The organism is Pseudomonas bharatica CSV86 (assembly GCF_000319305.2).
GTDB lineage: Bacteria > Pseudomonadota > Gammaproteobacteria > Pseudomonadales > Pseudomonadaceae > Aquipseudomonas > Aquipseudomonas bharatica.
The window spans coordinates 2,239,755-2,264,543 of sequence record NZ_AMWJ02000001.1; the positions used below are offsets into that span (position 1 = coordinate 2,239,755).

36 protein-coding genes are annotated in these 24,789 nt (G+C 61.8%); 33 read left to right on the top strand and 3 right to left on the bottom strand.

Annotated features, from left to right (window positions below; all coding sequences use genetic code 11):
* Positions 1 to 9 precede the first annotated feature (9 nt).
* A complete protein-coding gene (locus tag CSV86_RS09955; RefSeq protein WP_009397153.1) occupies positions 10 to 816 on the bottom strand; it encodes an XRE family transcriptional regulator in 807 nt (268 codons plus the stop codon).
* Positions 817 to 919: 103 nt separating this feature from the next.
* Here CSV86_RS09955 and CSV86_RS09960 point away from each other — a divergent pair, with 103 nt between their 5' ends.
* From CSV86_RS09960 to CSV86_RS10015, 12 genes are all read left to right on the top strand, one after another.
* On the top strand, positions 920 to 1,135 hold the full coding sequence (locus CSV86_RS09960; protein WP_009397152.1) for a helix-turn-helix transcriptional regulator: 216 nt from the start codon (positions 920 to 922) through the stop codon (positions 1,133 to 1,135).
* A gap of 30 nt (positions 1,136 to 1,165) precedes the next feature.
* Positions 1,166 to 1,354 (top strand): hypothetical protein, encoded by a 189-nt coding sequence (locus CSV86_RS09965; RefSeq protein ID WP_009397151.1) that lies wholly within the window; start codon positions 1,166 to 1,168, stop codon positions 1,352 to 1,354.
* Positions 1,355 to 1,372: 18 nt separating this feature from the next.
* Entirely contained in the window at positions 1,373 to 1,552 is a 180-nt protein-coding gene (locus CSV86_RS09970; RefSeq protein ID WP_009397150.1) for a hypothetical protein, read from the top strand.
* A gap of 153 nt (positions 1,553 to 1,705) precedes the next feature.
* A complete protein-coding gene (locus tag CSV86_RS09975) occupies positions 1,706 to 2,698 on the top strand; it encodes a hypothetical protein (protein ID WP_009397149.1) in 993 nt (330 codons plus the stop codon).
* Positions 2,685 to 3,482, top strand: a complete 798-nt coding sequence (locus CSV86_RS09980) for a hypothetical protein (RefSeq protein ID WP_240160408.1) — start codon at positions 2,685 to 2,687, stop codon at positions 3,480 to 3,482. The genes CSV86_RS09975 and CSV86_RS09980 overlap by 14 nt, the downstream gene beginning before the upstream one ends.
* On the top strand, positions 3,479 to 3,949 hold the full coding sequence (locus CSV86_RS09985) for a hypothetical protein (protein ID WP_009397147.1): 471 nt from the start codon (positions 3,479 to 3,481) through the stop codon (positions 3,947 to 3,949). The genes CSV86_RS09980 and CSV86_RS09985 overlap by 4 nt, the downstream gene beginning before the upstream one ends.
* Complete coding sequence (locus CSV86_RS09990) at positions 3,946 to 4,416, top strand: hypothetical protein (RefSeq protein ID WP_009397146.1); 471 nt, start codon at positions 3,946 to 3,948, stop codon at positions 4,414 to 4,416. The genes CSV86_RS09985 and CSV86_RS09990 overlap by 4 nt, the downstream gene beginning before the upstream one ends.
* Complete coding sequence (locus CSV86_RS09995; RefSeq protein ID WP_009397145.1) at positions 4,413 to 5,018, top strand: recombination protein NinG; 606 nt, start codon at positions 4,413 to 4,415, stop codon at positions 5,016 to 5,018. Before CSV86_RS09990 ends, CSV86_RS09995 begins: the two co-directional genes overlap by 4 nt.
* Positions 5,015 to 5,701, top strand: coding sequence for a hypothetical protein (locus CSV86_RS10000; protein WP_009397144.1), 687 nt, complete (start codon positions 5,015 to 5,017; stop codon positions 5,699 to 5,701). The genes CSV86_RS09995 and CSV86_RS10000 overlap by 4 nt, the downstream gene beginning before the upstream one ends.
* Positions 5,702 to 5,992: 291 nt before the next feature.
* Positions 5,993 to 6,502 (top strand): acyloxyacyl hydrolase, encoded by a 510-nt coding sequence (locus CSV86_RS10005; protein ID WP_170394549.1) that lies wholly within the window; start codon positions 5,993 to 5,995, stop codon positions 6,500 to 6,502.
* 62 nt (positions 6,503 to 6,564) lie between these two features.
* Positions 6,565 to 6,936: a hypothetical protein gene (locus tag CSV86_RS10010; protein WP_009397122.1), complete on the top strand. Its 372-nt coding sequence runs from the start codon at positions 6,565 to 6,567 to the stop codon at positions 6,934 to 6,936.
* Positions 6,936 to 7,253, top strand: coding sequence for a hypothetical protein (locus tag CSV86_RS10015; RefSeq protein ID WP_009397123.1), 318 nt, complete (start codon positions 6,936 to 6,938; stop codon positions 7,251 to 7,253). Before CSV86_RS10010 ends, CSV86_RS10015 begins: the two co-directional genes overlap by 1 nt.
* Positions 7,254 to 7,294: 41 nt before the next feature.
* Here CSV86_RS10015 and CSV86_RS10020 read toward each other — a convergent pair whose 3' ends face one another.
* The gene (locus CSV86_RS10020) at positions 7,295 to 7,681 is read right to left on the bottom strand and encodes a hypothetical protein (RefSeq protein WP_009397124.1); all 387 of its coding nucleotides are present in this window, start codon (positions 7,679 to 7,681) and stop codon (positions 7,295 to 7,297) included.
* 51 nt (positions 7,682 to 7,732) lie between these two features.
* Positions 7,733 to 7,930 carry a hypothetical protein gene (locus CSV86_RS10025; RefSeq protein WP_009397125.1) on the bottom strand — a complete coding sequence of 66 codons (198 nt, stop codon included), beginning with the start codon at positions 7,928 to 7,930 and terminating at the stop codon, positions 7,733 to 7,735.
* Between the two features lie 86 nt (positions 7,931 to 8,016).
* On the opposite strand from CSV86_RS10025, the gene CSV86_RS10030 reads away from it, so the two are divergent.
* From CSV86_RS10030 to CSV86_RS10130, 21 genes are all read left to right on the top strand, one after another.
* Positions 8,017 to 8,613 (top strand): putative metallopeptidase, encoded by a 597-nt coding sequence (locus tag CSV86_RS10030; protein ID WP_009397126.1) that lies wholly within the window; start codon positions 8,017 to 8,019, stop codon positions 8,611 to 8,613.
* Positions 8,614 to 8,644: 31 nt separating this feature from the next.
* A complete protein-coding gene (locus tag CSV86_RS10035) occupies positions 8,645 to 9,121 on the top strand; it encodes a DUF2280 domain-containing protein (protein ID WP_009397127.1) in 477 nt (158 codons plus the stop codon).
* Positions 9,096 to 10,424, top strand: coding sequence for a phage terminase large subunit family protein (locus tag CSV86_RS10040; RefSeq protein ID WP_009397128.1), 1,329 nt, complete (start codon positions 9,096 to 9,098; stop codon positions 10,422 to 10,424). The genes CSV86_RS10035 and CSV86_RS10040 overlap by 26 nt, the downstream gene beginning before the upstream one ends.
* Positions 10,424 to 11,884, top strand: coding sequence for a DUF4055 domain-containing protein (locus CSV86_RS10045; protein ID WP_170394552.1), 1,461 nt, complete (start codon positions 10,424 to 10,426; stop codon positions 11,882 to 11,884). Before CSV86_RS10040 ends, CSV86_RS10045 begins: the two co-directional genes overlap by 1 nt.
* Positions 11,835 to 12,893: a phage head morphogenesis protein gene (locus CSV86_RS10050; RefSeq protein WP_009403943.1), complete on the top strand. Its 1,059-nt coding sequence runs from the start codon at positions 11,835 to 11,837 to the stop codon at positions 12,891 to 12,893. Before CSV86_RS10045 ends, CSV86_RS10050 begins: the two co-directional genes overlap by 50 nt.
* 32 nt (positions 12,894 to 12,925) lie before the next feature.
* Positions 12,926 to 13,390 carry a DUF6998 domain-containing protein gene (locus CSV86_RS10055; protein WP_009403944.1) on the top strand — a complete coding sequence of 155 codons (465 nt, stop codon included), beginning with the start codon at positions 12,926 to 12,928 and terminating at the stop codon, positions 13,388 to 13,390.
* 79 nt (positions 13,391 to 13,469) lie between these two features.
* Positions 13,470 to 14,243 carry a hypothetical protein gene (locus CSV86_RS10060; RefSeq protein WP_009403945.1) on the top strand — a complete coding sequence of 258 codons (774 nt, stop codon included), beginning with the start codon at positions 13,470 to 13,472 and terminating at the stop codon, positions 14,241 to 14,243.
* Positions 14,244 to 14,246: 3 nt separating this feature from the next.
* Positions 14,247 to 15,224 (top strand): major capsid protein, encoded by a 978-nt coding sequence (locus CSV86_RS10065; protein ID WP_009403946.1) that lies wholly within the window; start codon positions 14,247 to 14,249, stop codon positions 15,222 to 15,224.
* A 47-nt stretch (positions 15,225 to 15,271) separates the two neighbouring features.
* Complete coding sequence (locus tag CSV86_RS10070; protein WP_009403948.1) at positions 15,272 to 15,706, top strand: hypothetical protein; 435 nt, start codon at positions 15,272 to 15,274, stop codon at positions 15,704 to 15,706.
* Positions 15,707 to 15,709: 3 nt separating this feature from the next.
* Positions 15,710 to 16,087: a hypothetical protein gene (locus CSV86_RS10075; RefSeq protein ID WP_009403950.1), complete on the top strand. Its 378-nt coding sequence runs from the start codon at positions 15,710 to 15,712 to the stop codon at positions 16,085 to 16,087.
* A 3-nt stretch (positions 16,088 to 16,090) separates the two neighbouring features.
* Positions 16,091 to 16,483 carry a hypothetical protein gene (locus CSV86_RS10080; protein WP_009403952.1) on the top strand — a complete coding sequence of 131 codons (393 nt, stop codon included), beginning with the start codon at positions 16,091 to 16,093 and terminating at the stop codon, positions 16,481 to 16,483.
* Position 16,484: 1 nt separating this feature from the next.
* Positions 16,485 to 17,159, top strand: coding sequence for a hypothetical protein (locus CSV86_RS10085; RefSeq protein WP_009403957.1), 675 nt, complete (start codon positions 16,485 to 16,487; stop codon positions 17,157 to 17,159).
* Positions 17,156 to 17,584, top strand: coding sequence for a phage tail terminator-like protein (locus CSV86_RS10090; RefSeq protein ID WP_009403959.1), 429 nt, complete (start codon positions 17,156 to 17,158; stop codon positions 17,582 to 17,584). Before CSV86_RS10085 ends, CSV86_RS10090 begins: the two co-directional genes overlap by 4 nt.
* Before the next feature lie 39 nt (positions 17,585 to 17,623).
* Positions 17,624 to 18,283, top strand: a complete 660-nt coding sequence (locus CSV86_RS10095; RefSeq protein ID WP_009403961.1) for a phage tail protein — start codon at positions 17,624 to 17,626, stop codon at positions 18,281 to 18,283.
* 9 nt (positions 18,284 to 18,292) lie between these two features.
* Positions 18,293 to 18,676 (top strand): phage tail assembly chaperone, encoded by a 384-nt coding sequence (locus CSV86_RS10100; RefSeq protein WP_009403963.1) that lies wholly within the window; start codon positions 18,293 to 18,295, stop codon positions 18,674 to 18,676.
* Between the two features lie 53 nt (positions 18,677 to 18,729).
* On the top strand, positions 18,730 to 18,990 hold the full coding sequence (locus CSV86_RS10105) for a DUF1799 domain-containing protein (RefSeq protein ID WP_009403968.1): 261 nt from the start codon (positions 18,730 to 18,732) through the stop codon (positions 18,988 to 18,990).
* Positions 18,991 to 18,993: 3 nt separating this feature from the next.
* Positions 18,994 to 22,491 carry a phage tail tape measure protein gene (locus CSV86_RS10110; RefSeq protein ID WP_170394555.1) on the top strand — a complete coding sequence of 1,166 codons (3,498 nt, stop codon included), beginning with the start codon at positions 18,994 to 18,996 and terminating at the stop codon, positions 22,489 to 22,491.
* Positions 22,491 to 22,829, top strand: a complete 339-nt coding sequence (locus CSV86_RS10115; RefSeq protein WP_009395949.1) for a phage tail protein — start codon at positions 22,491 to 22,493, stop codon at positions 22,827 to 22,829. The genes CSV86_RS10110 and CSV86_RS10115 overlap by 1 nt, the downstream gene beginning before the upstream one ends.
* Before the next feature lie 9 nt (positions 22,830 to 22,838).
* Complete coding sequence (locus CSV86_RS10120; RefSeq protein ID WP_009395951.1) at positions 22,839 to 23,588, top strand: phage minor tail protein L; 750 nt, start codon at positions 22,839 to 22,841, stop codon at positions 23,586 to 23,588.
* A gap of 2 nt (positions 23,589 to 23,590) precedes the next feature.
* Entirely contained in the window at positions 23,591 to 24,346 is a 756-nt protein-coding gene (locus CSV86_RS10125) for a C40 family peptidase (RefSeq protein ID WP_037059041.1), read from the top strand.
* Positions 24,347 to 24,377: 31 nt separating this feature from the next.
* Entirely contained in the window at positions 24,378 to 24,776 is a 399-nt protein-coding gene (locus CSV86_RS10130; protein WP_009395955.1) for a DUF2846 domain-containing protein, read from the top strand.
* The last annotated feature ends 13 nt before the right edge of the window (positions 24,777 to 24,789 follow it).

Sequence of the window (24,789 nt, forward strand, 5' to 3'; positions counted from 1 at the left end):
GTTGTGGCTTCATACTAAATGGGCATTCCACACCAGTAGAACCCGTGCCTGAATGTAGGTCATATCCCTACGGATCAGCCGATCCTTGTGCCGAGGGTTGTCCGAAATCATCTCGAAGTGCTCCTCATCAGCCACCTGCAGGCGCTTGATGTAGAGAAGGTCATCCCAGACGAAGAGGTAGATCCCGTCGCCCACGAACTCGCGGACGTTGATGTTCACGATCAGCGGGTCGCGGTGCTTGATGGTGGGCTCCATCGACTGGCCCCAGCCGGTGACCAACTTGAGGTGGAAGTGCTCTTCGAACTCAACGCCCAGCTCCCGTAGATGGCTCGGGCTGACGCGGATGTCCTTGAGCAGCTCTGGAAAGTCGTGCGCGCTCTGACCACCGCCCATCGATGCCCGGACATCGTAGTGGGCAATCCAGACCTCATCACCTACCAGGCCTGGGCGGGAGAAGTCAGCCTCAATCACGTTTGACGGTTGCGGCTCCTCAGCTGCTGCGAGAAGCCGGCGGCGCGCCTCTTCTGAAAAGCCTTTTCCGCTCTTCGCGAGCATCTGCTTCACAAGATCGACCATGCTCCGCTCAGGTGCGGCAGTTGGTTCAGGCGCCGGCGAATTCAGGAGCAGCTCGGACTGGTCCACGCCCAAGGCTGCTGCCATCGAGGCGATATCGGCCAGGGTCGGCTCGCGAGTGCCGACCTCATAGTTGCCAACCCGGGATTGGGATTTCCAGCCGCAGGCCTCCGCAAGCTGGGCCTGGGACATCCCTTTGGCTTTTCTCAGGCGCTTGATGCGCTGGCTCAATGATTCGTTCATGCGCGGAATTTCATCACGAAACGAAATACCCGGCTTTCACTTATTGTGATTGCAACTAACACGATGCGTGTTTATCCTTCGGTCATCAATGGAGGAAGACCGTATGAACCAAGTCCGAACGATCCGCGAAAGGGCTGGCGTTACCCAGGCAGCGCTGCGCCGTCAGCTCGGCTGGAATCAGTCCCGCCTGGCGAATTACGAATCAGGCCTCAGGAACCCAGGCCTTCAAGAGGCACGCCAGATCGTGGAAGCGCTGAACGTCCTGGGAGCCAGTTGCGCCCTCGATGATGCGTTCCCGCCGGCACAAGTCGCCGCCTAACCAATTCCAACTGCAAGGAGCTACTCCCGCATGTACGCCAACCGCAATCACCTGCATGACCGCGAGATCAAGGTCCGGGTCGATGAGGACACGTTCAATTTGATCCAAGCGCTTGCCGCGTACCACCGCACCCAGCGTGCCGTGCTGTGCCGCGAACTGCTCGAAGCGCAGCTGGCTGCCCTGGCTTCGGAGAATACCGGCGATCAGACCGCAGCCTGAAGGCCGCGAGGAGGCCCTATGCCGACCGAACAATTCGGTCTGGATCCGGGCTCGATGGAATTGCTTGAGCGAGAGGCGATGAGAAGGGGGGTAACCCCGGAAGCGCTTGCTGCCGAGTTGATCGATCGAGAGCTGGCCAGCCGAACGAAACCTCGAAACGCGAGGGGGACGGTCACGCCGTTCCAGCGCAGGGCCTGACCAGGCCCTGATAAGCCCGGAGAGCGGGCATCTACTGCTGCCCAAAGTAGGCAGCTATCCACCTCAGCGTTACGGGGGAAATCATGCATACCCGTGCACATCCTTTCAGCCAAGCCTCCTTCCAGCTGGCGCCGTCAGCGAAGAAGGGCTGACATGCAATACACCGTCACGATCAACCAGGCGAAGGCGCTCGAGTGGGGGCTCAACTCCCAGCAGGCGTTGCTCTTCGCGTTTGTCTACGAGGTACCCAGCTGGGCGAACTCGATGAAGACTGACGCAGGGATTTTTTACACCCTCAGCAAAGCGAAGATCATCGAGGAACTGCCGCTGCTGACCGACAAGCCTGACACTGCGTACCGCCTCTTGAAGGCGCTGAGCGAGGCCGGCTTGATCGAACTATCGAGCACTTCCAGCGTCACGCTGATCAGGCTGACCGCGAAAGGGAAGGAGTGGAACCGAAAGCAAGATGGGTCGGAAAAATATCCGACCTCTAAGAAGGCGAGGGTCGGAAAAAAATCCGAGGTGGTAGGTCGGAAAAAAATCCGATCTGGGTCGGAAAAATCTCCGAGCGAGGTCGGAAAAAAATCCGATCCAAGGTCGGAAAAATCTCCGACAAATCAGGATACCAGTGATCATGGTACCAATCAGGGTACCAGTCACAGTTTGCAGGACGCTCCGGCTGCGCCGCAGCAACCTGCCGTGCTGGCGGTCGTTCCGGTCGAGACGCCACGGTGTGAAATCCCAGCCGACATGCCGGGCCCGAAAGATCCATCCTGCAAGACCTACAAGTCCTGGGCCAACTACGCGATGGCCTACCGCAAGCGCTATGACGCCTGGCCAGTATGGAACGCTCGGGTCGCAGGACAGATGGGTCAACTCGTCGACCGCTTGGGCGTCGCTGTCGCACACCACGTCGCTGCTTTCTTCGTGGGCATCAACGACTCCAAGCTCATCAACGGCTGCCATGGACTTGGCGACTTGCTTGCGAGGGCTGAGGCCTACCACACCCAGTGGGCGACCAACCGCCAGATGAATTCGACGACGGCCCGTCAACTGGAGCAGACCCAAGCCAACCTGAACGCCGGCCTCGAGGCCGCGCAGCGAATCATGGACCGCGCCGGAGGTCAGTCGAATGAATTCCTCTAACCGCATGGCGCCCGACCAGATTGCCCGCTTGGCTCTGGCCATCTGCGCAACTGCCGAGGCTTTGGGGCAGACCGTCACGCCGACGGCAGCCGAAGTCATGGCCGACGACCTGGCTGACTTCCCTCCGGATGTCGTCGCCGCTGCGCTCAAGTCCTGCCGCCGGGAGCTGACTACTCGGCTGACCATGGGTGCGATCTTGCAACGCATCCAGGCTGCTGACGGCCGCCCAGGGAAGGACGAGGCCTGGTCCATAGCGCTTTCCGCCAGCGATGAATTCGAAACCGTGGTGCTGACCCAGGAGATTCGCCAGGCCATGTCCGCTTCGAACCCCATCCTTCGGGCCGGCGACAAGGTTGGAGCACGCATGGCGTTCATTAGCTCTTACGAGCGCTTGGTCACTTTCGCGCGATCCGAAGCCAAACCGGTGAAGTGGGAGGTCTCTCTGGGCTGCGACCCCCAACGGCGAGTCACCGCGATCGAGGGTGCGGTTCGTTCGCAGTTAATCAGCCACGAAACCGGAACCCGGTATCTGGCTGACCTTCGCCTCGAACCGATCACCAGCGAAGGGCAGGCCATCGCTGGCTTGCTCACCGGCGAGGTGCGCCCGCAGGTGTCGCCTGAGCTTCGCGCAAGGCTGGACCAGGTCCGCGCAATTCTCTCGGCGAGCAATATCCGGAAGGACCAAGCCCGTCGCAAGGAGGCTCAGCGCCACCGCGTCGAAATCTATCTCCGTAAGCGTGAAACACGAACTGCGATCGCCAACTATCTCGGGAGCGCCCAATGAAACCACTGATCACTTTGCAAATGCAGCCTTGCCCAGTCAGTTGCGTATCTACCTGCATGGCGATGATCGTCGAGCGGCCGGCGGCCGACTTGATCAAAGAGTTCCACCAGGCCTACCGGGATGGTGCCATCACGCTTCGCAACATGCTGGAGTTCCTCGGCGTTGGCTACACCGCGTTCTACAGCGTGGACTGCCCGCCGTTGGCTGACGAAGGCGTGTATCTGTGCACAGCGCCGTCGCTGAACATCCAGGCAGGAAATCACCAGATACTGATTGAGGTTACGGACGGCGGCTACTTCGTCTTCGACCCGGTCCAGGGGCGCGAGGGCCGGATGTTCTATGTCGCCCGGGGTAAGGGCGAAGGTGACCCACTCGCAGTTGACCTCGGTGGGTTCGTGGTCGATGCCTTCATCTCGCGAGACTGGATTCTTTCTGCTCGCAATGGGCAGCCTGCGGAGGCCGCATGACCGAGAAGATCAGCGTCAACAGCCAGGCCAAACTGTCCGAGGCCGTGACCATGCTCACCCGCATGTTCCGCGACAAGAAGTTCGTCGTGGTCAGCATGCGCCCGGGCAAGGACCGCACCCTGGACCAGAACGCTCTTTGGTTCGCGATGTACGAGCGGATCGCGAAGTCCACCGAGATGGGTGATGTGGAGGACGTCCGCCGATACTGCAAGCTTCACCACGGTGTGCCGATCATGCGCTCGGCCAGCGCCGAGTTCCGTGAAGGCTACAACCTGGCGCTGCTGCACCTGCCGTACGAGATCAAGCTCCGCTGGATGGGCGCTTGCGCCATGTTCGGTCCCGACGGGTTCCCGGTGACTCGCCTGTTCAATCGCGAGCAGGGTTGCATGTACACCGATCGCATCGCTGTCGAGTTCACAGCCAAGGGCGTGTTCTTCGGTGATCTGCTAGGGGAGGAGGCCGCATGACCCTGGCCAAGGAGATCAAGCCGAAGAAGTGCAGGGCGCCAGGTTGTGGAAAGCCCTTCAGGCCAACCATGAGCACCCAGAAGGTGTGCAGCATCGCTTGCGCCCGAGCCATAGCCAAAGACCCGAAGCTCCAGAAGATCGCGGCTAAGGCCATCACCAGGCAGGCCCGGGAAGACCTCAAGGAGAGACGGGAGAAGCTCAAGGATCGGCGCGAGCATATAGCCGAAGCACAGAAGGTGTTCAACGCGTACATCCGCGAGCGAGACGCTGGCCTGCCATGCATCAGCTGCGACTCGCTCCCAAGCGACCAAGACCTCATCACCGGCAGCCGCTGGGATGCCGGCCATTACCGGTCGGTAGGCGCTTGCCCGGAGCTGCGCTTCGAGCCGCTTAACGTCCACCGGCAGTGCGTCAAGTGCAACCGGAACCTGTCGGGTAACGCGATCGAGTACCGCATCCGCCTGGTGAAGCGTATCGGCGCCCACCAGGTCGACTGGCTAGAAGGGCCTCATAAGCCCCAGCGCCTGACCATCGAAGACCTGCAGGCCATCAAGGCGCTGTACAGGCAAAAACTTAAGGACCTTAGGAGGGCAGCAGCATGATCTACTCGAATGTATCCGGAGCAGTGGTTGCCGCCCTGGCGGCAGGTGAGAAAGGCGCGGCGAAGGGCCAGGCCTGGCAGAAGCTTTACAACCCGAACGAGGAGGAGGGCGGCTGCCTCGCTTCGCTGTCGTCCACCAGTGGAGATCTGGACCGAACCCAAGTCGACTACTGGTTGGCGGCGCGCATTCACCACCAGCTGATCCCGCGTCACTGGGACGCCTTGGTGGCGAAGTACGGCACCAGCAAAGCAATGAAGGTCAAGGCGATCGCTGCGGTGAAGCCGTTGATCCCGAGCCCCGCCAAGCCACTGTTCGTGTTCAAGGCAGTCACGGCCTGGGCCATTCCTAAGCTACCAGGGGCATCGCGAAAGGGTGGCAAGGCGGTATCTGTGGACATTCCACTGGATACTCCGGCATGGCGTCGAGAGGCCCTCATCAGGGCCGCGGTTGCTGCTGGAGTCGCTGGCAAGAAGCGCGTCGAGGCCGTGGAGGAAGATGTGATCATCCTGCCCGACAGTTTCTACGACATGAACACATGGGATCTGGATGCCGCACCTGAGTCCACCCGGCGGCGCTGGAGGGCAGATATCAACGAGAGGTTGAACGAGCTGGTGGCAGAAGCGCTAGGGGAGGTTCAGCGCATTCTGGAAGCAGAAGGGTTGCTCATGAGTCACGCCGCGTAATTGGCTGTTGACACCGGTGAGCGATTGAGCGAAATTATCACCATCCTGTCATTCCTGCGCGTGTTGAGGAGTGGCACACATAACCCGGCCATCGTGTCGGGTTTTTTGTTGCCCGTAGGAAAGCGCATGCGGTTGTCTACCACGGCTATTTCAAGCATCTTCGCCGCTGATCGCTATAACAGCCAAACCTCGCGGCATAGGCGCCAAAAAAGTGGTTGAAAGGTGCTGAACGTTTTGATCTCACTTTGCTTCTGATAGTTTGCTAACAAACAACCATGGAAGACCGTGATCATGAAAACTTTTATCGCTGCGGCGATTTTCAGCCTCTTTGCCGCCTCAGCTGGCGCGGCCGAACTCTCTGGCGCCATCGGCGCAACTGGCCAAGGTGGCATCACTGCCCGCATAGGCCTTGGCTTCAACTGGGATAAAACCTGGCTCGAGTCGAGCACCGGGCGCCTAACTGGCTACTGGGATGCAGGTTACACCTACTGGGAAGCAGGCGATGCTTCTGGTGGTGCGCATTCGCTGTCCTTCTCCCCGGTCTTTGTTTATGAATTCGGCAGCGGCAACGTGAAACCATTCGTTGAAGCGGGCGTCGGTGTGGCGGTGTTCTCCGGCACATCAGCAGGCGATCAGGAGTTCGGTTCTGGGTTCAACTTCGAAGACCGGATCGGTGCAGGCCTGAAGATCGGGGAGACCCAGAAGGTGGGCATCCGAGCCATTCACTATTCCAACGCTGGCATAAAGCAGCCCAACGACGGTATCGAGTCGTACTCGCTCTTCTACAGTCACCAGATTTAACATTTTCTGCGTAGCTCCCCTTGCCCGCCTTGTGCGGGCTTTTTCATTTCTGGAGATCTTGGATGGACCCGACCGACCTCGGCCCAGGCACAGCCACCTGGCTGGGCGGAACGGGCACCGTATTGCTGGGCGGCTTTCTGTGGCTGCGCAAGTTCCTTTCCAAGGACGCCACAGACCGCGCCATGGACAATGCCGACATCGGCACGGTCCGCCGGCTGAATGAACTGCTCGACTCCGAGCGCGAGGCCCGCAAGTTGGCCGAGGCTCGCGCCGACCAGTTCGCTAAGGAGCGCAACGAGCTTGCAGCAGCCGTAGGGCGGATGGAGGGGAAGATCGAAGCTCTCACCAGCCAGGTGGGCCAGCTCACCGAGAAGGTGACCACCCAGAGCGCCGAAATCTCCCGGCTTCGCTCCCAGCTTGGAGGCACAGCCTGATGGACAAGTGCGCAATTGAATTCATTGCTCGCCGCTGGTGGCGCCGGGCTGAGGTGTGGGTGATTGCTGCGTTGCTGATCGCAGGTGGTGCAGTTCTCGGCTGGCAGTCGGCCTACTGGGCCATGGCCAGTACCCAGGCCCACCAGGTAGCCGAGATCCGTGCTGCCTACGATGCAGCTATAACAGAGCGCGACCAGCGCCTGGATGAGTTGACCCGGAAGGCCGAGAGCGCAGCAACCAAGGCGTCGAAAGCCGCGACCACCGCCACCCAGGCCGCCGACAAGGCTGATGAGGCCCTCAATCGGGTAAGTCCGTAGCCGCGCCACAAAACAGAGTTGCTCCGTTTTGTGGCGCGCACCTAAGAGTGGTCGCTAAGCAGTTTCTCGATACTGTGCAGCTTGTACAAAAGCTCCATCTCCACTTCGAAAAGCCCTCTCGACCAAAGCTCACTGTGTGGACTTGTATCTGTCCGCATGCGGAAGTTCGCCGAGGTGCTTCTGACTGCGGGACCAAAGTAGCATCGTTCGAGATCTGTTTTCTCAGCCTTGCGCCGGGAAAGCGTCTCGTGTTTTGCAGCCTCCTTAATCTCGGCTTTCAGTGTTACAAACCTTGACTTGAGAGAGTCGATGCTAGTTCCGGACAGCCTTGACTTGTCGGAAGCGTCGTTGATAAGACTTCGAGCTTCGTCATGCCATCGCTGCAGTTCAGCTTTGATTGCTACAGCCTCGTCTCGGTCAAAATCCATATGCTCTCCTGGGGCAAGGTAGGTGTGCCGCAGGTGTGCGGCACTTCAGGATCAAGGGCGAGGATAGTTCAACCTTAGGCAAGCATTCTCTGCTTCTGCCTGGCCCACGAAGGGGCCTTCGACTTTGTGCCCTGTAGACCTTTCCTGTACCTCCCAATGAAAGGTGGAGCTGGTGCCGGTGTTTTGGCCGCCACTGTTCCCCTGCACACTTGCGGTAATTACTTTCTTTGCGGCGTAGCGCTCGTTCATCTTGGGCTCCTTGCTCATGAGTGGATTGCCATCAATAGCGTCAACCTGCCCCGTTATCAAGCTGAGCGTGACTTATGAGTAGACCGATGCCGCCGGCCGATTTGCTGGAATCGCTGTGGCTGACTCTACGCCCGGCGCCTGAGGTTTGGGAGTGGGCGGAAGCCGAGATCCTTGCGGACACAGGCAGCATCCATAACCCGGAGCATGCCCACCTGATTGACGCCAACATCGGCGTGCTGTGGGCGTCCAACGGGTTCGCGAAGCAGGGGAGAATTGTCCTTGGGCAGGCCGAGCAGCTCATGTTCCGCGCCGGTGGCTGGCAGAAGGCCCGGCAAGAGCAGCAGATGCGGCAATGGTTCGGTGAGGAGCCCGACTACCTAATCACCCTGGCCGCCGACTACTGCGCACAGTGCACCGACGCTGAGTTCTGCGCCCTCGTCGAACACGAGCTCTATCACATCGCTCAAGCGACTGATGAGTTCGGCGCACCCAAGTTCACCCGCGACGGGCTGCCCAAGCTCTACCTGCGTGGCCACGACGTCGAGGAATTCGTTGGCGTGGTGAGGCGCTACGGTGCCAGCCATGACGTACAGCAGCTGATCGACGCTGCAAGCCGGCCGCCCGAGGTGGCCAAGATCAACATTTCGAGGGCCTGCGGAACCTGTCTGCTCAAGTCGGCCTGATGTGAGACAGGCATGAGACGGAACCCAATCTATGGCAGCCCTGAAAAGCGATGTGAAAGCCTTCATCGTTCAGGCTTTAGCGTGCTTCGACACGCCCACCCAGGTCTCACAAGCTGTAAAGCAAGAGTTTGACATCGATGTGACCCGCCAGCAGGTGGAGCAACACGACCCGACCAAGCGCGCCGGAGCCAACCTGGCAGCTAAGTGGCGGACCTTGTTCGAGGACACTCGCAAGCGCTTCCGGGAGGAGACGGCGGAGATCCCAATCGCCAATCGTGCATTTAGATTGCGTGCCTTGGGTCGGATGGCTGAGAAGGCCGAGAGCATGAGGAATATGGCGCTGACTGCCCAACTGCTGGAGCAGGCCGCCAAGGAATGCGGCGACATGTACGTCAACCGCAAGATCGAACCCGACAAGCCCCTGGGCTCCCAGGCGGACCAGCAGCACGCAGTTGCTGAGTACAAGCTGGAGCCAGACGAAGGTGTCCCGACTACCCCGTACCTATGACCCGCCGGTAAAGTTGACGCCGAAGCAGGCGAACATCTACGTCTGGGGCTTTCAGCCTGAGGCGCGCTTCCGCGATGCGGTGTGTGGGCGGCGATTCGGCAAGACCTTCCTCGGCAAGGCGGAGATGCGCCGCGCGGCCCGGCTGGCGGCGGAGTGGGGCGTCAGCATCGAGGACGAGATCTGGTACGGCGCGCCGACGTTCAAGCAGGCCAAACGGGTCTTTTGGCGTCGGCTGAAGCAGGCCATCCCCGAAGCATGGCGCGCCACCCGGCCGAACGAGACCGAATGTTCGATCACCCTCAAGTCCGGCCATATCATGCGTGTGGTCGGTCTCGACAACTACGACAACCTGCGGGGTTCCGGTTTGTTCTTCGTCCTGGTGGATGAATGGGCGGACTGCCCGTGGGCGGCTTGGGAAGAAGTGCTCAGGCCAATGCTCTCCACCTGCCAGTACACGATCCCCCAGACCGGGGAGTCGAGGAAGGGCGGACATGCGCTGCGGATCGGCACTCCGAAGGGCTTCAACCACTGCTACGACACCTATCGCGACGGCCAGCCAGGTGGTGAGCCAGACCACAAGAGCTGGCAGTACACCTCGCTGCAGGGCGGCAACGTCCCGGCTGAAGAGTTGGACGCGGCTCGCCGCAAGATGGACCCGCGCACGTTCCGCCAGGAATACGAGGCAGGGTTCGAGAACTACGCAGGGGTGGTCTACTACACCTTCGACCGTGCCGAGTGCCGCACCAGCGAGCGCATCAAGCCGGGAGAGGCCGTGCACATCGGCATGGACTTCAACGTCATGAAGATGGCCGCGGTCGTGTACGTGGTTCGCGACGGCTTGCCGCTGGCGTTGGACGAGTTCCATTCGGTGCGTGATACCCCGGAGATGATCGAGAAGATCAAGGTTCGCTTCTCCGGCCACAGCGTTTCCGTGTACCCCGACGCCAGCGGCCAGAACACCAGCAGCAAGAACGCCAGCGAATCGGACCTGTCCCTGCTCAAGAAGGCCGGCTTCACCGTCGTGGTCGACTCACAGAACCCCGGCGTGAAAGACCGGATCAACGCGGTCAACTCCATGTTCCTCAACACCTACGGGGAGAGGCGCCTGAAGGTCAACATCGACCAATGCCCGCAGCTGACCCAATGCCTGGAGCGGCAGACCTACACCGACAAGGGTGAGCCGGACAAAGACCCGAAGAAGGGGCACGACCACATGAACGACGCCGCAGGCTATTTCATCGCCAAGCGGTTCCCGATCAAGACTCAGTCCGCCGGCACCCGCCGCATCGGAGGTTTGGCGTAATGCCTGTTCAATCCACCAACCCAGACTACGACGCTCACATCGACGAGTGGCGGATGATGGACGACGCCTTGGAAGGCGAGGGCGCGATCAAGCGCAATCCGCGAAATCTGCCAAAACCGAGCGGAATGACCGAGGCCGAGAAGCTGGACGGCGCGGGCAATGCCTACTTGTACCTGAACTACACCGCCAGGGCCCAGTACGAACACTGGGTGCGGGATTCCCTGCGCTCGATGATGGGTTTGGTTTCTCGTCTAATCCCCGAGGTGAAGCTGCCCGCCGGCCTCAAAAGCCTGGAGGATAACGCCACGGCTGATGGATTCGGCCTGACCCAGTTGTTCTTGCGGATCGTGCGCCAAGCCATTTCCCATGGCCGGGTGCCGCTGGTGGTCAACATCGATGACGCGGGCCAGCCGTACTTCGCCACCTACGCAGTGCGCAACGCTATCAACTGGGACACCGCCGACCAAGGTGGTCGTCAGGACCTGGTGCTGTCGGTGTTCCGCGAGTTCAGGCGGAAGGAGCAGGATCGATACAGCCACGAATGCGAGACGGTCTATCGCGAGTTCTACATGGACGGCTCGGTCTGCCGTACTGGCGTGCGCAACGAGGCCGGCGAGCTGATCGAGGACGACCGCCCACTGGGCACTGTCGACGGCAGCAACAACTTGGTGCGCGCCCTGGATTACATCCCGGTCATCTACTGCGGATCCACCGACAACTCCCCGGACGTGGACGAGATCCCGCTGCTGACCATGGCCCGGGCCGCGCTGAAGTCGTACCAGCTCAGCGCCGACTACTTCACCGCACTGCACCAGACCAGCCACCCGCAGCCGTGGGTGTCCGGCCTGGACGAGAGCGTGGAACTCAGCGTAACCGGACCATCGGCAGCCTGGGATCTGGGGCCTAAGGGGGCGTGCGGTTATCTGGAGTTCCAGGGCGCTGGCATCCAGGCCGTCCGCACTGCGATGGAAGACCAGAAGAACGCGGCCCTAGAGGCAGGCGCCAAGGTCATGGACGTGTCCGGCACGGAATCGGGCGAGGCCCGCAAGACGCGCCAGAACGACCAGCACGCCACGCTGCACAGCATCGTCATCACCGCGGCGGCCGCCATCGAGCAAGCACTGCGCTACGCGGCTGAGTGGACTGGCTACAACCCGGATGATGTCGTCTTCACGGTCAAGCCCGAGTTCGTAATCCCAGAGGCCAACGCCCAGGTGCTGGCTGAGCTGCAGAAGAGCGTCATGGCCGGCACGATCAGCGCCGAGACCTACTGGCAGTACCTCACCACCGGCAAGCTGCCCGAGCGGGCCTACGACGAAGAGGCCGGACTGATAAGCGAAGAACGTGAGTCGGCCGGCATCAACCTGGACAAAGACGATGGCGACGAAACCGACGCAAACGGCGGACGAGATGCTGCTGGAACAGGTCAGTCGGCACGCGGTGCTGCTGGAGCGGCTTAAAGCGGGTGAGGTCAAGAAGTTCGAGACGGTCCTGCGCCTGGTGGACACACAAGTGCGTGACCAGCTTACGCGCCGGGAACTGACGACATACAGCCGGACGCGCCTTGAAGAATTTTTGGGCCGTGTAGGCGGCAAGCTGCTGGGCATCTACCAAGCGTTTGGCGATCGCATGCAGGCAGACTTGGTGGACATCGCGCTATACCTGGCCGCTTTCGAAAGCCGGAGCCTGTCCAAGGCACTGCTCATCAATGCCATCATGCCGACCGACTCGCTGATCCGGGCCGCGATCAATACGCAGCCCCTTCAGGTGGCAGGGATCGACGGCGGTACGCTGCTGAAGCCCTTCCTGAGCGGCTGGACGCGCACTGAGTCTACCCGGGTGACCAACGCCATCCGCCTTGGCGTGGTGCAGGGTCAGACCAACGCAGAGATCACCCAGGCCATTCGGGGTACTGCTGCGCAGAACTTCACCGATGGCGTGCTGGCGGTCAGTAACCGCAACGCCAGGTCGGTTGTGCACACCGCCGTGCAGCACGTGTCCGCGACGGCACGCATGGAGACGCTCGCCGCTAACGCCGAACTCGTTCCGGGCTACCGCATCGTGGCCACCCTCGACCGGAAGACCAGCCAGCAGTGCAAGAGCCTGGACGGGCGTGAGTTCGAGATAGGGAAGGGGCCGGTGCCGCCTTTTCACATCAACTGCCGCACGACCATCACGCCCATCACCAAGCTTTCAGCAGCATTCGCGAAGGGCGCCACGCGCGCATCTGTGGGCGCATCTGGCGGCGCGCAGGTCTCCGCCAGCCTCAGCTACTACCAATGGCTGAAAACGCAGCCACCGGCGTTCCAGGACGCTGCGCTGGGACCGGTGCGCGCAAAGCTGTTCCGCGATGGCGGGCTTACTGCGGAGCGGTTCGCCTCGCTGCAGTTGGACAAGAACTTCAAGCCGCTGACGCTGGATCAGCTCAAGGAGCTGGAGCCGTTGGCGTTCGAGAGGGCGGGAATCTGAGTTAGCATCTCAGCTCCACTTAAGGAGCTAGCATGGACCGAGCCATCCAGTCGAAGATTGAAGAGGCCTTGAATGGGCTTTTCACCGCAGTCGCAATGCTTCAAGAGGCCTATCCGGGCAAGCCATTCACTCCTGATGGACGCCTGGTCGGAGACATCGGGGAGGTCGTGGCGAGTCTGGCTTACTGCTTGACTCTGAATGAAGGGCTAACCAAGCACCACGATGCGGTTACTGATGATGGACGCAATGTGCAGATCAAAACAACGTTCGGAACAAGCCTCACGTTTCCAGTACATCATGTTCCTGACTACTACCTAGGCATTCGAATGAATCGTGACGGCACATTCGAAGAGATCTACAACGGGCCCGGGCTTCTGGTTAAAGAGCATTTGTCTCGTCGGAAAGCGACCAAGACTGGGCTGCATGGTGGGCTCATGTCGATGCTCAAGCGGGTGAACCAGCTAGTCCCCGACTGCGAGCGAATACCCAAGCGTTAAACCTCAATTTGAACCCGGCCAAGTGTCGGGTTTTTTTATGCCCGCGAGGCGGGCCAACCAGTCCCCAGGGGATAGCCACATGCCATTCGACTTTGACCCATCCGCCCACGGTCTGACTCTCGACGAAACCCAAGCCGCCGCTCTCAAGGCAGTCCTTGGTAGCGAGGTCCAGAAATACTTGGACGGCGAGGTCTCGGGCCTCAAGTCCAAAAACACCGAGCTGATCGGCTCCAACAAGACCATCAAGGCCGAACTGGACAAGCTGAAAGGCCAGTTCGACGGCTTGGACATCGAAGCGGTCAAAGGCCTGCTGGCCAAAGCCGGTCAGGACGAAGAGACCAAGCTGATCGCCGAGGGCAAGCTGGACGAGGTAATCAACCGCCGCACCGAGCGCCTGCGCACCGACCTGGACAAACAGGTCAAGGCCGCCAACGAACGTGCGGACAAGGCCGAAGCCTTTGCTGCCAAGTACAGCGACAAGGTGTTGGCCGACTCCATCCGCGCTGCTGCCATCAAGGCCGGTGCGCTGCCCGAGGCTGCCGAGGACATCATCCTCCGCGCCCGCGGCACCTTCAAATTGAGCGAAGACGGCGAGCCCGTTGCCACCGACCGTGCCGGCGAAGTCGTGTACGGGAAGGACGGCAAAACCCCACTGTCTCCTCTGGAATGGGCGGAATCGCTGCGCGAAACCGCTACCCACCTGTGGCCAAGGGCTCAGGGTGCCGGGCAGACCGGCGACAACGGTGGCAAGGCCACGAAGAAATGGGGTGAGTACACCGAGACCGAACGCGCTGCGATGGCTCGTGACAACCCCGAAGCATTCAAAAAACTCCAAGCCACCCGAGGAACCTAACCCATGGCAACCACCCAACTGTCGGACATTTTCGTTTCCGACTACTACGGCACCCTGGAGCCGGTGAACTCCCCTGAGAAGACCGCCGTCTTCGAGTCGGGCATCATCACCCGCTCGGCCACCTTGGACGACATCGCCAAGAACGGCCAGGGCACCTCCGAGATCAGCTACTGGCAAGATCTCGACGCCGACGAGGCGCCAAACATTTCCAACGACGACCCTGATGACCAGGGCGCGGTAGGCAAGGCCGAGCAGGGCAGCATGCGTGCCCGCACCCTGTACCTCAACAAGGGCTACGGTGTCTCCGATCTGGCTGCCGAGTTGGCCAACGCCGAGCCGATGCAGCACATCCGCAACCGCTTCGGTACTTACTGGACTCGTCAGTGGCAGCGCTACCTGATGGGCGCCGGCCGGGGCATCATCGCGGCCAACATCGCCCAGAACGGAGGCGACATGGTCAAGGACTCGGGCGCCTCGATCAGCGCCAATGCCTTCCAGGACGCCGCCTTCACCGCCGGCGACGCCGCCGACATGTTCGCCGCTATCGGTGTGCACTCGGTGGTCATGAACCAGATGGTCAAGCAGGACATGATCGAGTACCTGCGCGACTCGCAGGGCAAGATCATCCTGGCCACTTACCTGGGCAAACCAGTGTTCATGGATGACGCCCTGACCTACGCGCCGGGCCAGTATCTGTCGCTGTTCTTCGGCCAGGGAGCCTTCGGTTATGGCGAGGGCGATCCGACCAAGCCAGTCGAGCTGGAGCGCAAGCCTGGCGGCGGCAACGGCGGCGGCGCCGAGGTCCTGTGGGAGCGCAAGACCTTCATCCTTCAGCCGGCTGGCTTCAGCTGGCAGGGCAGCGAGAACCGCAACTTGAGCCCGACTGCAGTCCAGTACGCCGCCGCAGCGAACTGGAAGCGCGTCTTCGACCGCAAGCAGGTTCCGTTCGCTGCCGTCATCAGCGGCACCGCCACCCCTTGACCCCATGATGCGGGGCGCCGGCCTGGCGCCCTGCGCAGGAGATCAGCATGAAAGTCATCTACACCAACACCCCGGGCATCGAGCGCGGCACCTGTTATCGCCGCCTGGACCAGTTCTTCGGCGTGATCGACGGCGCTACCTCGGTGTCCGTGCAGGGCGATGCTCCCCACATCGGCGAGGCGTACCAACGCCAGGGCATCAGCGTGAGCGAGATCGAGGAAGGTCTGCGCCTAGATGGCCCGACTATCGCCCAGTGGGTGGAGCAGGGCTACAAAGCGTCGAACTACCCGCCGAACGGCTACGCCCCAGTCAGCAGCCAGGCCGAGATCGACAAGGCGATCGGGGAAGAGGGCGGCGACGAGACCGACCCTCACAAGATGAAGGTGCCGGAGCTGAAGGAGTGGTTGACGGCCCAGGGCATCACCTTCGACCCAGCCCTCAATAAGCCCGATCTCCAGGCCCTCATCCCGTCGAAGGAATAAGCCATGACCGACTTCATCACCACCGCTGACGTCGACCAGGCGCTCGGGCAGGGTTGGGCAGGCAACGGTGATGCGGTCCTCGCCGTTGCCATGGCAAATGCCTGGCTCACGGCCAAGATCAAGCGACCGGTGCCAGACCAAGTGCCGGATGCCATCGTGACTGCCGGCGCACAGGTGGCCAAGCTGGCTGCGGCCGGCAAGCTCTACAAGGACACCCAGCGCGAGGTGCAGAGCAAGACGGTGTCGGCCCAGGCTGGCACCTCGACCAGCAAGACCTACGTCGCTGGATCTGTAGATCGCTCCGCTGGCGAGAACTTCGCCCTCGACCTCATCGCTCCCTGGATCCGGCGCTCGGGGACCGTAATGCTCAAGAGGATCTGACCCATGGGCATGCGCGAAGAACTCCAGACCGAGTTGGCGGAAGCGTTCGACGATCCAGATGGCCTGGCCGATGCGGTGAAGCCGGTTGTAGGGAGCCGTGCTGTAAAGGGCGGATACGACCCCGAGATCGGCGGCACCGTCCCGGCCTCGACCACCTATTACAACGGCCGCGGCGTGTTCGGCAGCTATCTGGCCAAGGAGATCGACGGTACCCGCATCCAGACCGAGGATGTGAAGCTGTTGGTACTCCAGAGCGAACTATTCGAGGGGCAGGCCGGCGCTGTCAGTGATGTCCCGGCAGCGCCCAAGATTGGCGACCAGGTGGGCGGCTATCGCGTGCTCAATGTTTCAGAGGACCCAGCCCAGGCGACCTGGACCATTCAGCTGAGGAGGTGACATGGCGCGCGGCTCACACATGGCCCAGCGGTACGGCGGGCAGCAGGGTGGCTTCGCCGAAGCAATACGGGCATTCGCCGAGCAGGCGGAGCAAGCCCTGGACGCCACCTTCCGCGAGATTGTGATCGAGATCGGCAGCAGCGTGATCCGCATGTCGCCGGTCGGCAACCCGGAGCTGTGGGCGGCCAACGTGGCCCACCGGGCCAAGGCCAACAGGGCTGCCGATGACTACGACTTCAAGGTCGCGGTACGCAACACCCTGATCAATCTGAACCAGGACAACTTCACCAAGGCCGGCAATCTGCGCAAAGGCGTGAAGTACGCCAAGCCCCTCACCAAGACCGAGCGCGAGCAGAACTTCGCCACCAATGGCCTGGTAGCGGGCAAGGGATACGTCGGTGGCCGCTTCCGGGGTAACTGGCAGTTCTCCATCGATTCGCCGGCTACTGAGGAGCTCGACCGAATAGACCCGTCGGGTAGCGAGGCCATTACCGCGCTCATCACCCGAGTGCAGGCCCTGACCATCGGCCAAACCGCTTACATCGTGAACAATCTGCCGTACGCCATTCCGCTCGAGTACGGACATTCAACGCAGGCGCCAGCCGGCATGGTCCGGGTCACCCTAGCCAACTTCCAGCGCATCGTCGACGAAGCCACCAGGAACAACAGCGTATGAGCCATGCACGAGCGCGCCAGGCCATCGAGATCAAGCTCATGGCCTGGGCGACTGCGCGCCCGATCCGGGTCGCGAACTTCGAGCAAGAATTTTCTGCCTTGCCAGGTGAAACCTACCTGCAGGCCTATCAACTGCCAGGGGCAACCACCTGCCGCTACCTTGGCGGCGAAGCCTACGAGTACACCGGCGTCTACCAGGTGAGCATCGTCTGCCCGGCGGGCCAACCTCTGGAAACCGCTGAGGCTCTGGTGGACGAGCTTTCGAGCCTCTTCCGCGTGGATTCGGTGCTCAGCCGCAACGGTTTCGAGGGCTTGGTCACCGAGCCAATTGACCAGGGCCCCACCATACCCGAGTCGGCGACTTACACGGTCCCGGCCAGCTTCACTTACCGCGGAGTCGCGGACCAACCGCCCGCTGGGGCATAACCAACCGCCGCCCGGCGGGCAACAACGAGGAAACATTCCATGGCCGCAAAATTCCCGCTGCCGAACGGCGCTGCGCTGGAAATCGCCAGCGTTTTCGGCGCTGCCGTCGCCTTCACCGCCCTGACCAATGCTGCGCCACCGATGGCCACTGCCGCCGACCACGACATTGCCAACGGCGACGTCCTGCTGGTCAGTTCCGGCTGGGCACTCATCGCCGATCGCGCTGTCAGCGCCACCAGCGTCGCAGCCGACACGTTTGCCCTGAAGGGCCTCAATACCACCAACGTGGACAAGTACACGCCGGGCGCTGGCGTAGGCTCGGTCCTCCCCGTGACTGCCTGGGCGCAGATCTCCAAGGTGACCGCGTTCACTTCGGCCGGCGGTGAGCAGCAGTACCTGACCGTGGGCTATCTGGAGGATGACGACGACCGCCAGTTCCCGACCAACCGCAACCCGATCACCCTGTCGATCACCGTCGAGGACCAGCCAAGCGCGGCCTACGTCGCCCTGGTAGAGACCTACGGTGACAGCAAGGAACTCGTGGTGGTGCGCCTCAAGCTGCCAGGCGGCGACCAGATCCTCTACCCGGGCTACGTGAGCATCACCACCACCCCAACCATGGACCGGAACAGCCTCATGACGCGCACCATCAGCATCGCGCTGTCGGGCCGCCCTGTTCGCATCCTGGCCGGCGCGTAAGGAGCACTCATGGCGAAGATCAAGATCGCGCAGAACCCCAAGTTCGCCGCTGTGGTGCAGGTTCCGCGCATTGGCGCCGAGCCGGCTCCAGTAGAGTTCCAGTTCCGCTACATGGACCGCGTTGCCCTTTCCTCGATGTTCGATCGCTGGAACAAGGCGCGGGACGCCTGGGCAGTGAAGGTCCAGAAGGACGGTGCGAGCTGGGAGGAGGTCACCACTGGCGAAATCGCCCTGCAGGCCGAGCAGTTAGGCGAGATCGTCATTGGCTGGGACCTGGAAGACGAGTTCAGTGCTGAGGCCATCGTTGACCTGGTGCGCACCTGCACCGGCGCTCCGAAGGCGGTCATCGATGCCTACCAGGCCGCCTACAGCCCGGCCCGCTTGGGAAACTGAGAGCGGCGGCCAGGGCCTGCTACGAGCGCGGTCCCTCCGCCGAGCAACTGGCGGTGCTTGGGCTTACCCCGGGCGACATCGAGGAGGAAGTGGTGGAGGTCTGGCCAGACGCATGGTCAGCCTTCCGCTTGTTCGATGCCTTGGGCACACAGTGGCGGGTGGCTTCTGGAGGGCCCTCTGGCCTGGACTACACCGCCATACCCGCAACGGCCTCGATGCTCGGCATCAAGCGCCGCGACCTCACCGACATTTTTCCCGATCTCCGCGTCATGGAGGTCGAGGCCTTGGCCGTCATGGCCGAATCGATGGAGTAGATCATGACCACCATTGCCTCCCTCGGTCTACAGATCGATTCCGGTGATGCCGTCGAGGCCAAGGACAACCTCGACCAGCTGACTGATGCCGGCAAGCGCAGCGAGGAATCGGCCGCACGAACCGGGCGTGCCTGGGAGACTGCCCTGGGCAGCCTGCAGAGTGACACCCGGCAGATTGTGCAGGAGCTGCAGGCGCTCAACGCCAAGCAGACCGAGTTGGCACAGCAGATAGCTACCGTGGGGCGCGCCGTCACCAACGCCTCCACTGCGTTCAGCAGCGCTGCAGCGAACATGGGTGCGTTTCGGGCCGAGGCCGCGCAGGCGGGCAAGGTGCAGGAGGCGCTCACCAGCGCTACGGATGCCGGTGCCCAAGCTGGTCGGCGAGCTGCCGAATCCGCCGACGAGCAGCAGGCCAGGATCCTGGCCGTGGCCAAGGCCTCGCTGGAGGCCAGTCAGTACGTGCAGTCGCTCAACCGGGCGACCGAGCATAGCGCCGAAGTCACCGCCCAGGCGAACGCCGTTCTATCGGACAGTGCCAGCCGCCAGGCATCCATCAACAGCCGTGCTCAGGCCCTCATCGCCACGGAGGAGCGCCAGGCGGAGGCGGCGAAGAAGGCCGCTGGCGCTCACCGGGAAGAAGGCCGGGCGCTCGAAGAACTGCTGGGCAAGATCGACCCGACCATCGCGGCCATGAGCCGGCTGGACCAGATGGAGCAGAAGCTGAAGGGCTTCCGCACCAGCGGTGCGCTCGACGCGGAGACGTTCGGCGAGTACCAGGCGAAGATTGATCAGGCGCGTACTGCGCTTGGCGGCGCCGACGCTGCGCTGAACAGAACCGGCATGACGGCCAAGCAGACCGCTGCAGCACTGCGCATGGTTCCGATGCAGTTCACGGACATCGTGACATCCATCGCAGGCGGCCAGCCTCTGATGATGGTGGCCATTCAACAAGGCGGGCAGTTGAAAGACTCCCTTGGGGGCATCGGTCCAGCAGCGAAGGCTATGGGAGGGTATATCGCCGGACTTATCAGCCCGCTAACGCTGAGCGCTGCAGCCGTAACTGGTCTGGCGGTGGCAGCGGCTGCGGGGGTAAGTGATCTCAACGAACTCAACAAGACCCTTGTTGCCACAGGCGGGATTGCAGGGAAGTCTTCTTCGCAGCTGGTTGAGTTGCAGAACAAGCTAGCCAATGGAAAGTACTTCAGCCAAGCGAATGAAGCATTGCTCGCACTGGTCGGCTCTGGAAAGCTCACTGGCGAGACATTTGATGCCGTTGCGGCAGCAGCCACCCAGCTGTCCGCCGCCACAGGCGAAAGCGCAGGAAAGTTCACGCAGATGTTTGTCGAGGCCAAGAGCGAGGTCACGGCCTTTGCGCTGGAGTTCAATTCCAAGTATCACGCGGTCACCTTGGCTACCTTTGAGCAGATTCAGGCCCTTGAAGATCAGGGGCGCCACATGGATGCCTTGAAGCTCCTGGCAGGCGAAGTTTCGGAGGAGATGACCCGTCGCAACAAGGAGATAAGTGAGTCCACTAGGGGAATCGCCAAGCTGTGGGATGACGCAACCAGTGCTGTGCGTAGGTATTGGAATGAGCTGAAGCAGGGGGTAGCGGCTGATCCTGATCATTTTCGGATGCAAGTACTGCAGCAGCAGGTTGCTGATATCGACAAGCAGTTCTGGTTCAGCGATAGCTCCCGGGACGCCCTGAAGAAGCAGTACACCGACGAAATTGCCTTGATCCAGAAGCGAATCGCTGCCGGCGTGAAAGAGCGCCAGGATCGCGCGGACGGTGAAGCGGCGATACAGAAGCAAGTCGACCTCCAGAAGAAGCTGAACGATCAGCTCGACAAGGCCAACCCTGAGCGCAAGAGAGGAGAGGCGCTGCAAGACCTCAAGCAGCAATTCATTGATCTGCGTGACGCCGTGAAGGAAACGGGCAAACAGAGTCCTTTACTGGATGGTGTGTCCTTCGATGGTGACAAAATCTCAGGAGGTGCATTCGACACTCTTGCCAAGGGCATTGCAGACAGGAACAAGGACAAGGTCGGAAAGACCGCTCCGATTGATCTCTCAGGCTTCAACGACCAGAAAAACGCGCTGAGCGCCATCCTGTCTGAGTACAAGAACCACCAGAAGGAGTTGGATGCGGCGCAGAAGGCCGGGATCATCTCCCAGGAGTCGTACGCCTCCCAGCGAGCCGCAATCATCGAGCAGCAGAAGGGCGAGGTCACCCACGCCTACGAGTCTGAGATCAAGGCTCTGGAGGAGGCAAAAGGGAAGAGCACTACCAGTGCCCAGCAGCGCATCCAACTGGACCAGAAGATCGCTGATGCCCGCGCTGCCATGGTCAAGGCCCAGAAGGACGCCGACACCGAACTGGCGGTGCTGGCGACCAACGAGCAGGGCCGACTGGCCAAGCAGGCCAGGGCAGTGCAGACCTACACCGACGCCCTTGACCGGCAGGTCCTGGCTTTGAGGTTGCAGGGCCAGCGCTCGGCCGATGGCCTTGGGCTCGGTGATCGGCGGCGCGGACTGCAGGATCAGCAGAACGGCATCACCGACCGGATGAACCAGCAGCGCCTGGACCTGGCCAATCAGTACGGCGACGGCTCCCGTGGCATGAGCCTCGACGAGTACAACCAGAAGCTGGCAGCCCTGAGCAAGACCGAGAAGGACCTGCAAGAAACCACCATCGCCAACTACGACCAGATGACGGTCGCGCAGGGCGATTGGCGCAAGGGTGCATCCTCCGCCTTCCAGAACTATCTGGACCAGGCTAGGGATGTTGCCGGCCAGACGAGGGCGCTCTTCACCAGTGCCTTCACCAGCATGGAAGACGCTGTCGTGAACTTCGCCTTAGCTGGCAAGTTCTCGTTCTCGGACTTCACCAAGTCGATCCTGGCGGATATGGCGAGGATCGCGACACGCCAAGCCGCATCTGGGTTGCTGTCGAGTATCGCCGGTACCGCAATCGGCGCCTGGTTTGGAGGTGGGGCGGGCGCTGCCTCGTCCGGAGCTTCGGGGGCAGCCAGCGCAGCGGGCTCGAGCGGTTTTGACTACAGCCTTGGCAGTGCGTCATCGGGCATGACCTACACCCCGACGTTCTCGGATGGCGGCTTCACCGGTGAGGGTGGCAAGTACGACCCTGCCGGTATCGTCCATGCGGGTGAGTTCGTGCTTCGTCGGGAGGTGGTGAGCCAGCCTGGCATGCTCGGTTATCTCGAAATGCTCAACACCCGCGGCTATGCCGACGGCGGCTTGGTCACACCGCTTGCAGTACCTCGGCAGGTCTCCGGTCAGGCTGCGAGTGGAGCATCCATCCAGGTCAGCGCGGCTGTCAGCGTCAGCACTCAGGATCAGGGCGGGCAGGGCATGGAGCTTGACCAAGCGCTGCTCCAGCAGAACATGCAGAAGCAGATGCAGGCTGCTGCTGAAAAGGCAGTGGCCGACTCCTGGCGCCCCGGAGGACTGAGTTACCGCAACGTAAACAGGAGAGGCTGATGGCAATCGAAACGTTTCGCTGGGCCACCCAGCGCGGCGAGACACCAGACATCCAGTACCGAGTGAGGGAGTCCCGGTTCGGCGACGGCTACCGCCAAGTGGTCGGTGATGGCCCCAACAACAAGGAAGACAGCTACCCGGTGACCATCACCGGCGGAAAGGCCAGGGCCAAGGATGTCATGGACTTCTTCGACCGTCACGCCGGCGCAAAGGCGTTCCTCTGGACCACTCCACTGGGTGAGCTGGGCCTATTCACCTGCAAAGACCCGAAGCCTACCCCGTTGGGTGGCGACCAGTTCAAGGTCGCTGCCACCTTCGAACGGGCTTTTCACCCGTAAGGTACATCCATGTCATTGACTCACGATACCCAGTTGCTCGAGCCGGGAAGCGAAGTGCTGCTGTTCGAACTCGACGGCTCGGATTGGGGAGCTGACATCCTCCGGTTCCACGGGCACGCGATTCCGCACACCCCGGCAGAACTGGAGGCTGCTGGCGCAGATGCTGACCAGCTCCCTGCCAAGTCGATCTGGTGGCAGGGCGAAGAATATGGCGCCTGGCCGATGCAGATCGAGGGCATCAGTGCCAACTCGGACGGTACCGCGGTGCGTCCGAATCTCTCGGTAGGCAACGTTAACGGTCGCATCACCGCCTTGTGCCTCGCCTTCGATGATCTTTTGGAGTTCAAGCTGACCATTCGGCACACGCTGAAGCGGTACCTGGACGCAGAAAACTTCCCTCAAGGTAATCCTGAGGCCGATCCGGCCGAGGAGAGCATAGAGGTCTGGTTTCTTGACCAGAAGGTCTCCGAGAACGGGAGCGTGGTGGCCTGGGAGTTGGCCAGCCCCGGCGACGTGGGTGGTGAGACCCTTGGCCGGCAGATGACCCAGCTTTGCCACTGGGCCATGACCAACGGATACCGCGGCCCTGACTGTGGCTACACCGGCCCCTACTACGACATGGACGGCAACCCGACCGATGACCCCGCGAAGGACCAGTGCAACGGCTGTCTCGACAGCGGCTGTATCGTCCGCCATGGCACTGGTAACCCTATCCCCTTCGGCGGCTTCCCCGCCGTGTCCCTGATCGCCAGGAGCTGATGATGCTGAAGCACATCCTCGCCGCCGTGCAGCAGCACGCCGCGGCAGAGTATCCGCGCGAGTGCTGTGGGCTGCTGCTAGCGGTCGGGCCCAAGCAGGTCTACTTCCCGTGCAACAATACGGCTACCGAGCCGACCGAGGAGTTCAGGATTGCGCCGGAGCAGTACGCCGAGGCGGAAGACCACGGCCAGGTGATCGGCATCGTGCACTCGCACCCGGACGCCACCAGCAGGCCGTCGCCGCGCGACCTGGCAATGTGCGAGGCCACAGGGTTGCCCTGGCACATCCTGTCCTGGCCGGAGGGCGATCTGCGAACGATCACCCCAACCGGCGACACGCCGCTGCTCGGTAGGCAATTCGTGCACGGCGCATGGGACTGCTGGCAGATCTGCGCAGACTGGTATGCGCGGGAATGGGGGCTGGAGTTCCCGGCCTACGCGCGGGAAGAGGGGTGGTGGGAGAGAGCGGAAGGCCCGAGCCTCTATGAGCAGGCCTACGAGGCTGCCGGATTCCAGCAGGTCAGCCAGCCACAGCGTGGCGATATGATCGTCATGGCCGTGGGGCGGACTGTGCACCCGAACCATGCTGGCATCTACCTGGGCGTCGACGCGGCGCTCCCCGGCGAGCGCGCGGAGGTGTTCGGGCCTGGGCCGTTCCTCCTCCACCACCTGTATGGCAGGCCATCAGAAATCATCGTGTTCGGCGGGCCTTGGCTCGACCGGACGCGCCTGGTGCTGCGACATCGGGATGCACGGTGATACAGTCCAGGTTTTCAATGGAGGGAGAACCATGCGGATTTTGATTGCAGGCTTGGCGCTGATGGCGGTGGCGGGGTGTGCAACTTCACCCATTCCGGCGGAGCAAGCGGACCCGGTGCCGAGCTCCCGGTTGTTCGCCTTCCAGTCCCCGTCAAAAGATCAGGCAGTCATCGTGGTTACGAGAGACACGGGTTTTACCGGAGGCGGCTGCAACACCAAGGTCAGCATTGACGGTCGTCGCGCAGCAGAGATTGGTCCAGGTGAGACAGCAAAATTCTATGTGTCCCCTGGTGAGCGGATGCTTTCCGCCTCCTCCTGCGGAAGCGGCTTGAAAGAACGTGAGACCACCATCCAGCCAGGAGGCACGAAGCGATTCAGGATATCGATCGATTCAGCGATGAGTCTCGACTTGTCGCCGACAGCCTATTAACACAAGCCGCCTA

Excerpts from the sequence above, each read along its gene's own strand:
- CSV86_RS10025 (WP_009397125.1), bottom strand. The coding sequence starts at position 7,930 with ATGAACGAGCGCTACGCCGCAAAGAAAGTAATTACCGCAAGTGTGCAG.
- CSV86_RS10130 (WP_009395955.1), top strand. The coding sequence starts at position 24,378 with ATGCGGATTTTGATTGCAGGCTTGGCGCTGATGGCGGTGGCGGGGTGT.
- CSV86_RS09955 (WP_009397153.1), bottom strand. The coding sequence starts at position 816 with ATGAACGAATCATTGAGCCAGCGCATCAAGCGCCTGAGAAAAGCCAAA.
- CSV86_RS10000 (WP_009397144.1), top strand. The coding sequence starts at position 5,015 with ATGATCTACTCGAATGTATCCGGAGCAGTGGTTGCCGCCCTGGCGGCA.
- CSV86_RS10020 (WP_009397124.1), bottom strand. The coding sequence starts at position 7,681 with ATGGATTTTGACCGAGACGAGGCTGTAGCAATCAAAGCTGAACTGCAG.
- CSV86_RS10035 (WP_009397127.1), top strand. The coding sequence starts at position 8,645 with ATGGCAGCCCTGAAAAGCGATGTGAAAGCCTTCATCGTTCAGGCTTTA.
- CSV86_RS10070 (WP_009403948.1), top strand. The coding sequence starts at position 15,272 with ATGAAAGTCATCTACACCAACACCCCGGGCATCGAGCGCGGCACCTGT.
- CSV86_RS10120 (WP_009395951.1), top strand. The coding sequence starts at position 22,839 with ATGTCATTGACTCACGATACCCAGTTGCTCGAGCCGGGAAGCGAAGTG.
- CSV86_RS09965 (WP_009397151.1), top strand. The coding sequence starts at position 1,166 with ATGTACGCCAACCGCAATCACCTGCATGACCGCGAGATCAAGGTCCGG.
- CSV86_RS10075 (WP_009403950.1), top strand. The coding sequence starts at position 15,710 with ATGACCGACTTCATCACCACCGCTGACGTCGACCAGGCGCTCGGGCAG.
- CSV86_RS10090 (WP_009403959.1), top strand. The coding sequence starts at position 17,156 with ATGAGCCATGCACGAGCGCGCCAGGCCATCGAGATCAAGCTCATGGCC.
- CSV86_RS10110 (WP_170394555.1), top strand. The coding sequence starts at position 18,994 with ATGACCACCATTGCCTCCCTCGGTCTACAGATCGATTCCGGTGATGCC.
- CSV86_RS09980 (WP_240160408.1), top strand. The coding sequence starts at position 2,685 with ATGAATTCCTCTAACCGCATGGCGCCCGACCAGATTGCCCGCTTGGCT.
- CSV86_RS10045 (WP_170394552.1), top strand. The coding sequence starts at position 10,424 with ATGCCTGTTCAATCCACCAACCCAGACTACGACGCTCACATCGACGAG.
- CSV86_RS10060 (WP_009403945.1), top strand. The coding sequence starts at position 13,470 with ATGCCATTCGACTTTGACCCATCCGCCCACGGTCTGACTCTCGACGAA.
- CSV86_RS09990 (WP_009397146.1), top strand. The coding sequence starts at position 3,946 with ATGACCGAGAAGATCAGCGTCAACAGCCAGGCCAAACTGTCCGAGGCC.
- CSV86_RS10085 (WP_009403957.1), top strand. The coding sequence starts at position 16,485 with ATGGCGCGCGGCTCACACATGGCCCAGCGGTACGGCGGGCAGCAGGGT.
- CSV86_RS10100 (WP_009403963.1), top strand. The coding sequence starts at position 18,293 with ATGGCGAAGATCAAGATCGCGCAGAACCCCAAGTTCGCCGCTGTGGTG.
- CSV86_RS09975 (WP_009397149.1), top strand. The coding sequence starts at position 1,706 with ATGCAATACACCGTCACGATCAACCAGGCGAAGGCGCTCGAGTGGGGG.
- CSV86_RS10125 (WP_037059041.1), top strand. The coding sequence starts at position 23,591 with ATGCTGAAGCACATCCTCGCCGCCGTGCAGCAGCACGCCGCGGCAGAG.
- CSV86_RS10080 (WP_009403952.1), top strand. The coding sequence starts at position 16,091 with ATGGGCATGCGCGAAGAACTCCAGACCGAGTTGGCGGAAGCGTTCGAC.
- CSV86_RS10010 (WP_009397122.1), top strand. The coding sequence starts at position 6,565 with ATGGACCCGACCGACCTCGGCCCAGGCACAGCCACCTGGCTGGGCGGA.
- CSV86_RS10055 (WP_009403944.1), top strand. The coding sequence starts at position 12,926 with ATGGACCGAGCCATCCAGTCGAAGATTGAAGAGGCCTTGAATGGGCTT.
- CSV86_RS09970 (WP_009397150.1), top strand. The coding sequence starts at position 1,373 with ATGCCGACCGAACAATTCGGTCTGGATCCGGGCTCGATGGAATTGCTT.
- CSV86_RS10005 (WP_170394549.1), top strand. The coding sequence starts at position 5,993 with ATGAAAACTTTTATCGCTGCGGCGATTTTCAGCCTCTTTGCCGCCTCA.
- CSV86_RS10115 (WP_009395949.1), top strand. The coding sequence starts at position 22,491 with ATGGCAATCGAAACGTTTCGCTGGGCCACCCAGCGCGGCGAGACACCA.
- CSV86_RS09995 (WP_009397145.1), top strand. The coding sequence starts at position 4,413 with ATGACCCTGGCCAAGGAGATCAAGCCGAAGAAGTGCAGGGCGCCAGGT.
- CSV86_RS10030 (WP_009397126.1), top strand. The coding sequence starts at position 8,017 with ATGCCGCCGGCCGATTTGCTGGAATCGCTGTGGCTGACTCTACGCCCG.
- CSV86_RS10095 (WP_009403961.1), top strand. The coding sequence starts at position 17,624 with ATGGCCGCAAAATTCCCGCTGCCGAACGGCGCTGCGCTGGAAATCGCC.
- CSV86_RS10065 (WP_009403946.1), top strand. The coding sequence starts at position 14,247 with ATGGCAACCACCCAACTGTCGGACATTTTCGTTTCCGACTACTACGGC.
- CSV86_RS09985 (WP_009397147.1), top strand. The coding sequence starts at position 3,479 with ATGAAACCACTGATCACTTTGCAAATGCAGCCTTGCCCAGTCAGTTGC.
- CSV86_RS09960 (WP_009397152.1), top strand. The coding sequence starts at position 920 with ATGAACCAAGTCCGAACGATCCGCGAAAGGGCTGGCGTTACCCAGGCA.
- CSV86_RS10050 (WP_009403943.1), top strand. The coding sequence starts at position 11,835 with ATGCTGCTGGAACAGGTCAGTCGGCACGCGGTGCTGCTGGAGCGGCTT.
- CSV86_RS10015 (WP_009397123.1), top strand. The coding sequence starts at position 6,936 with ATGGACAAGTGCGCAATTGAATTCATTGCTCGCCGCTGGTGGCGCCGG.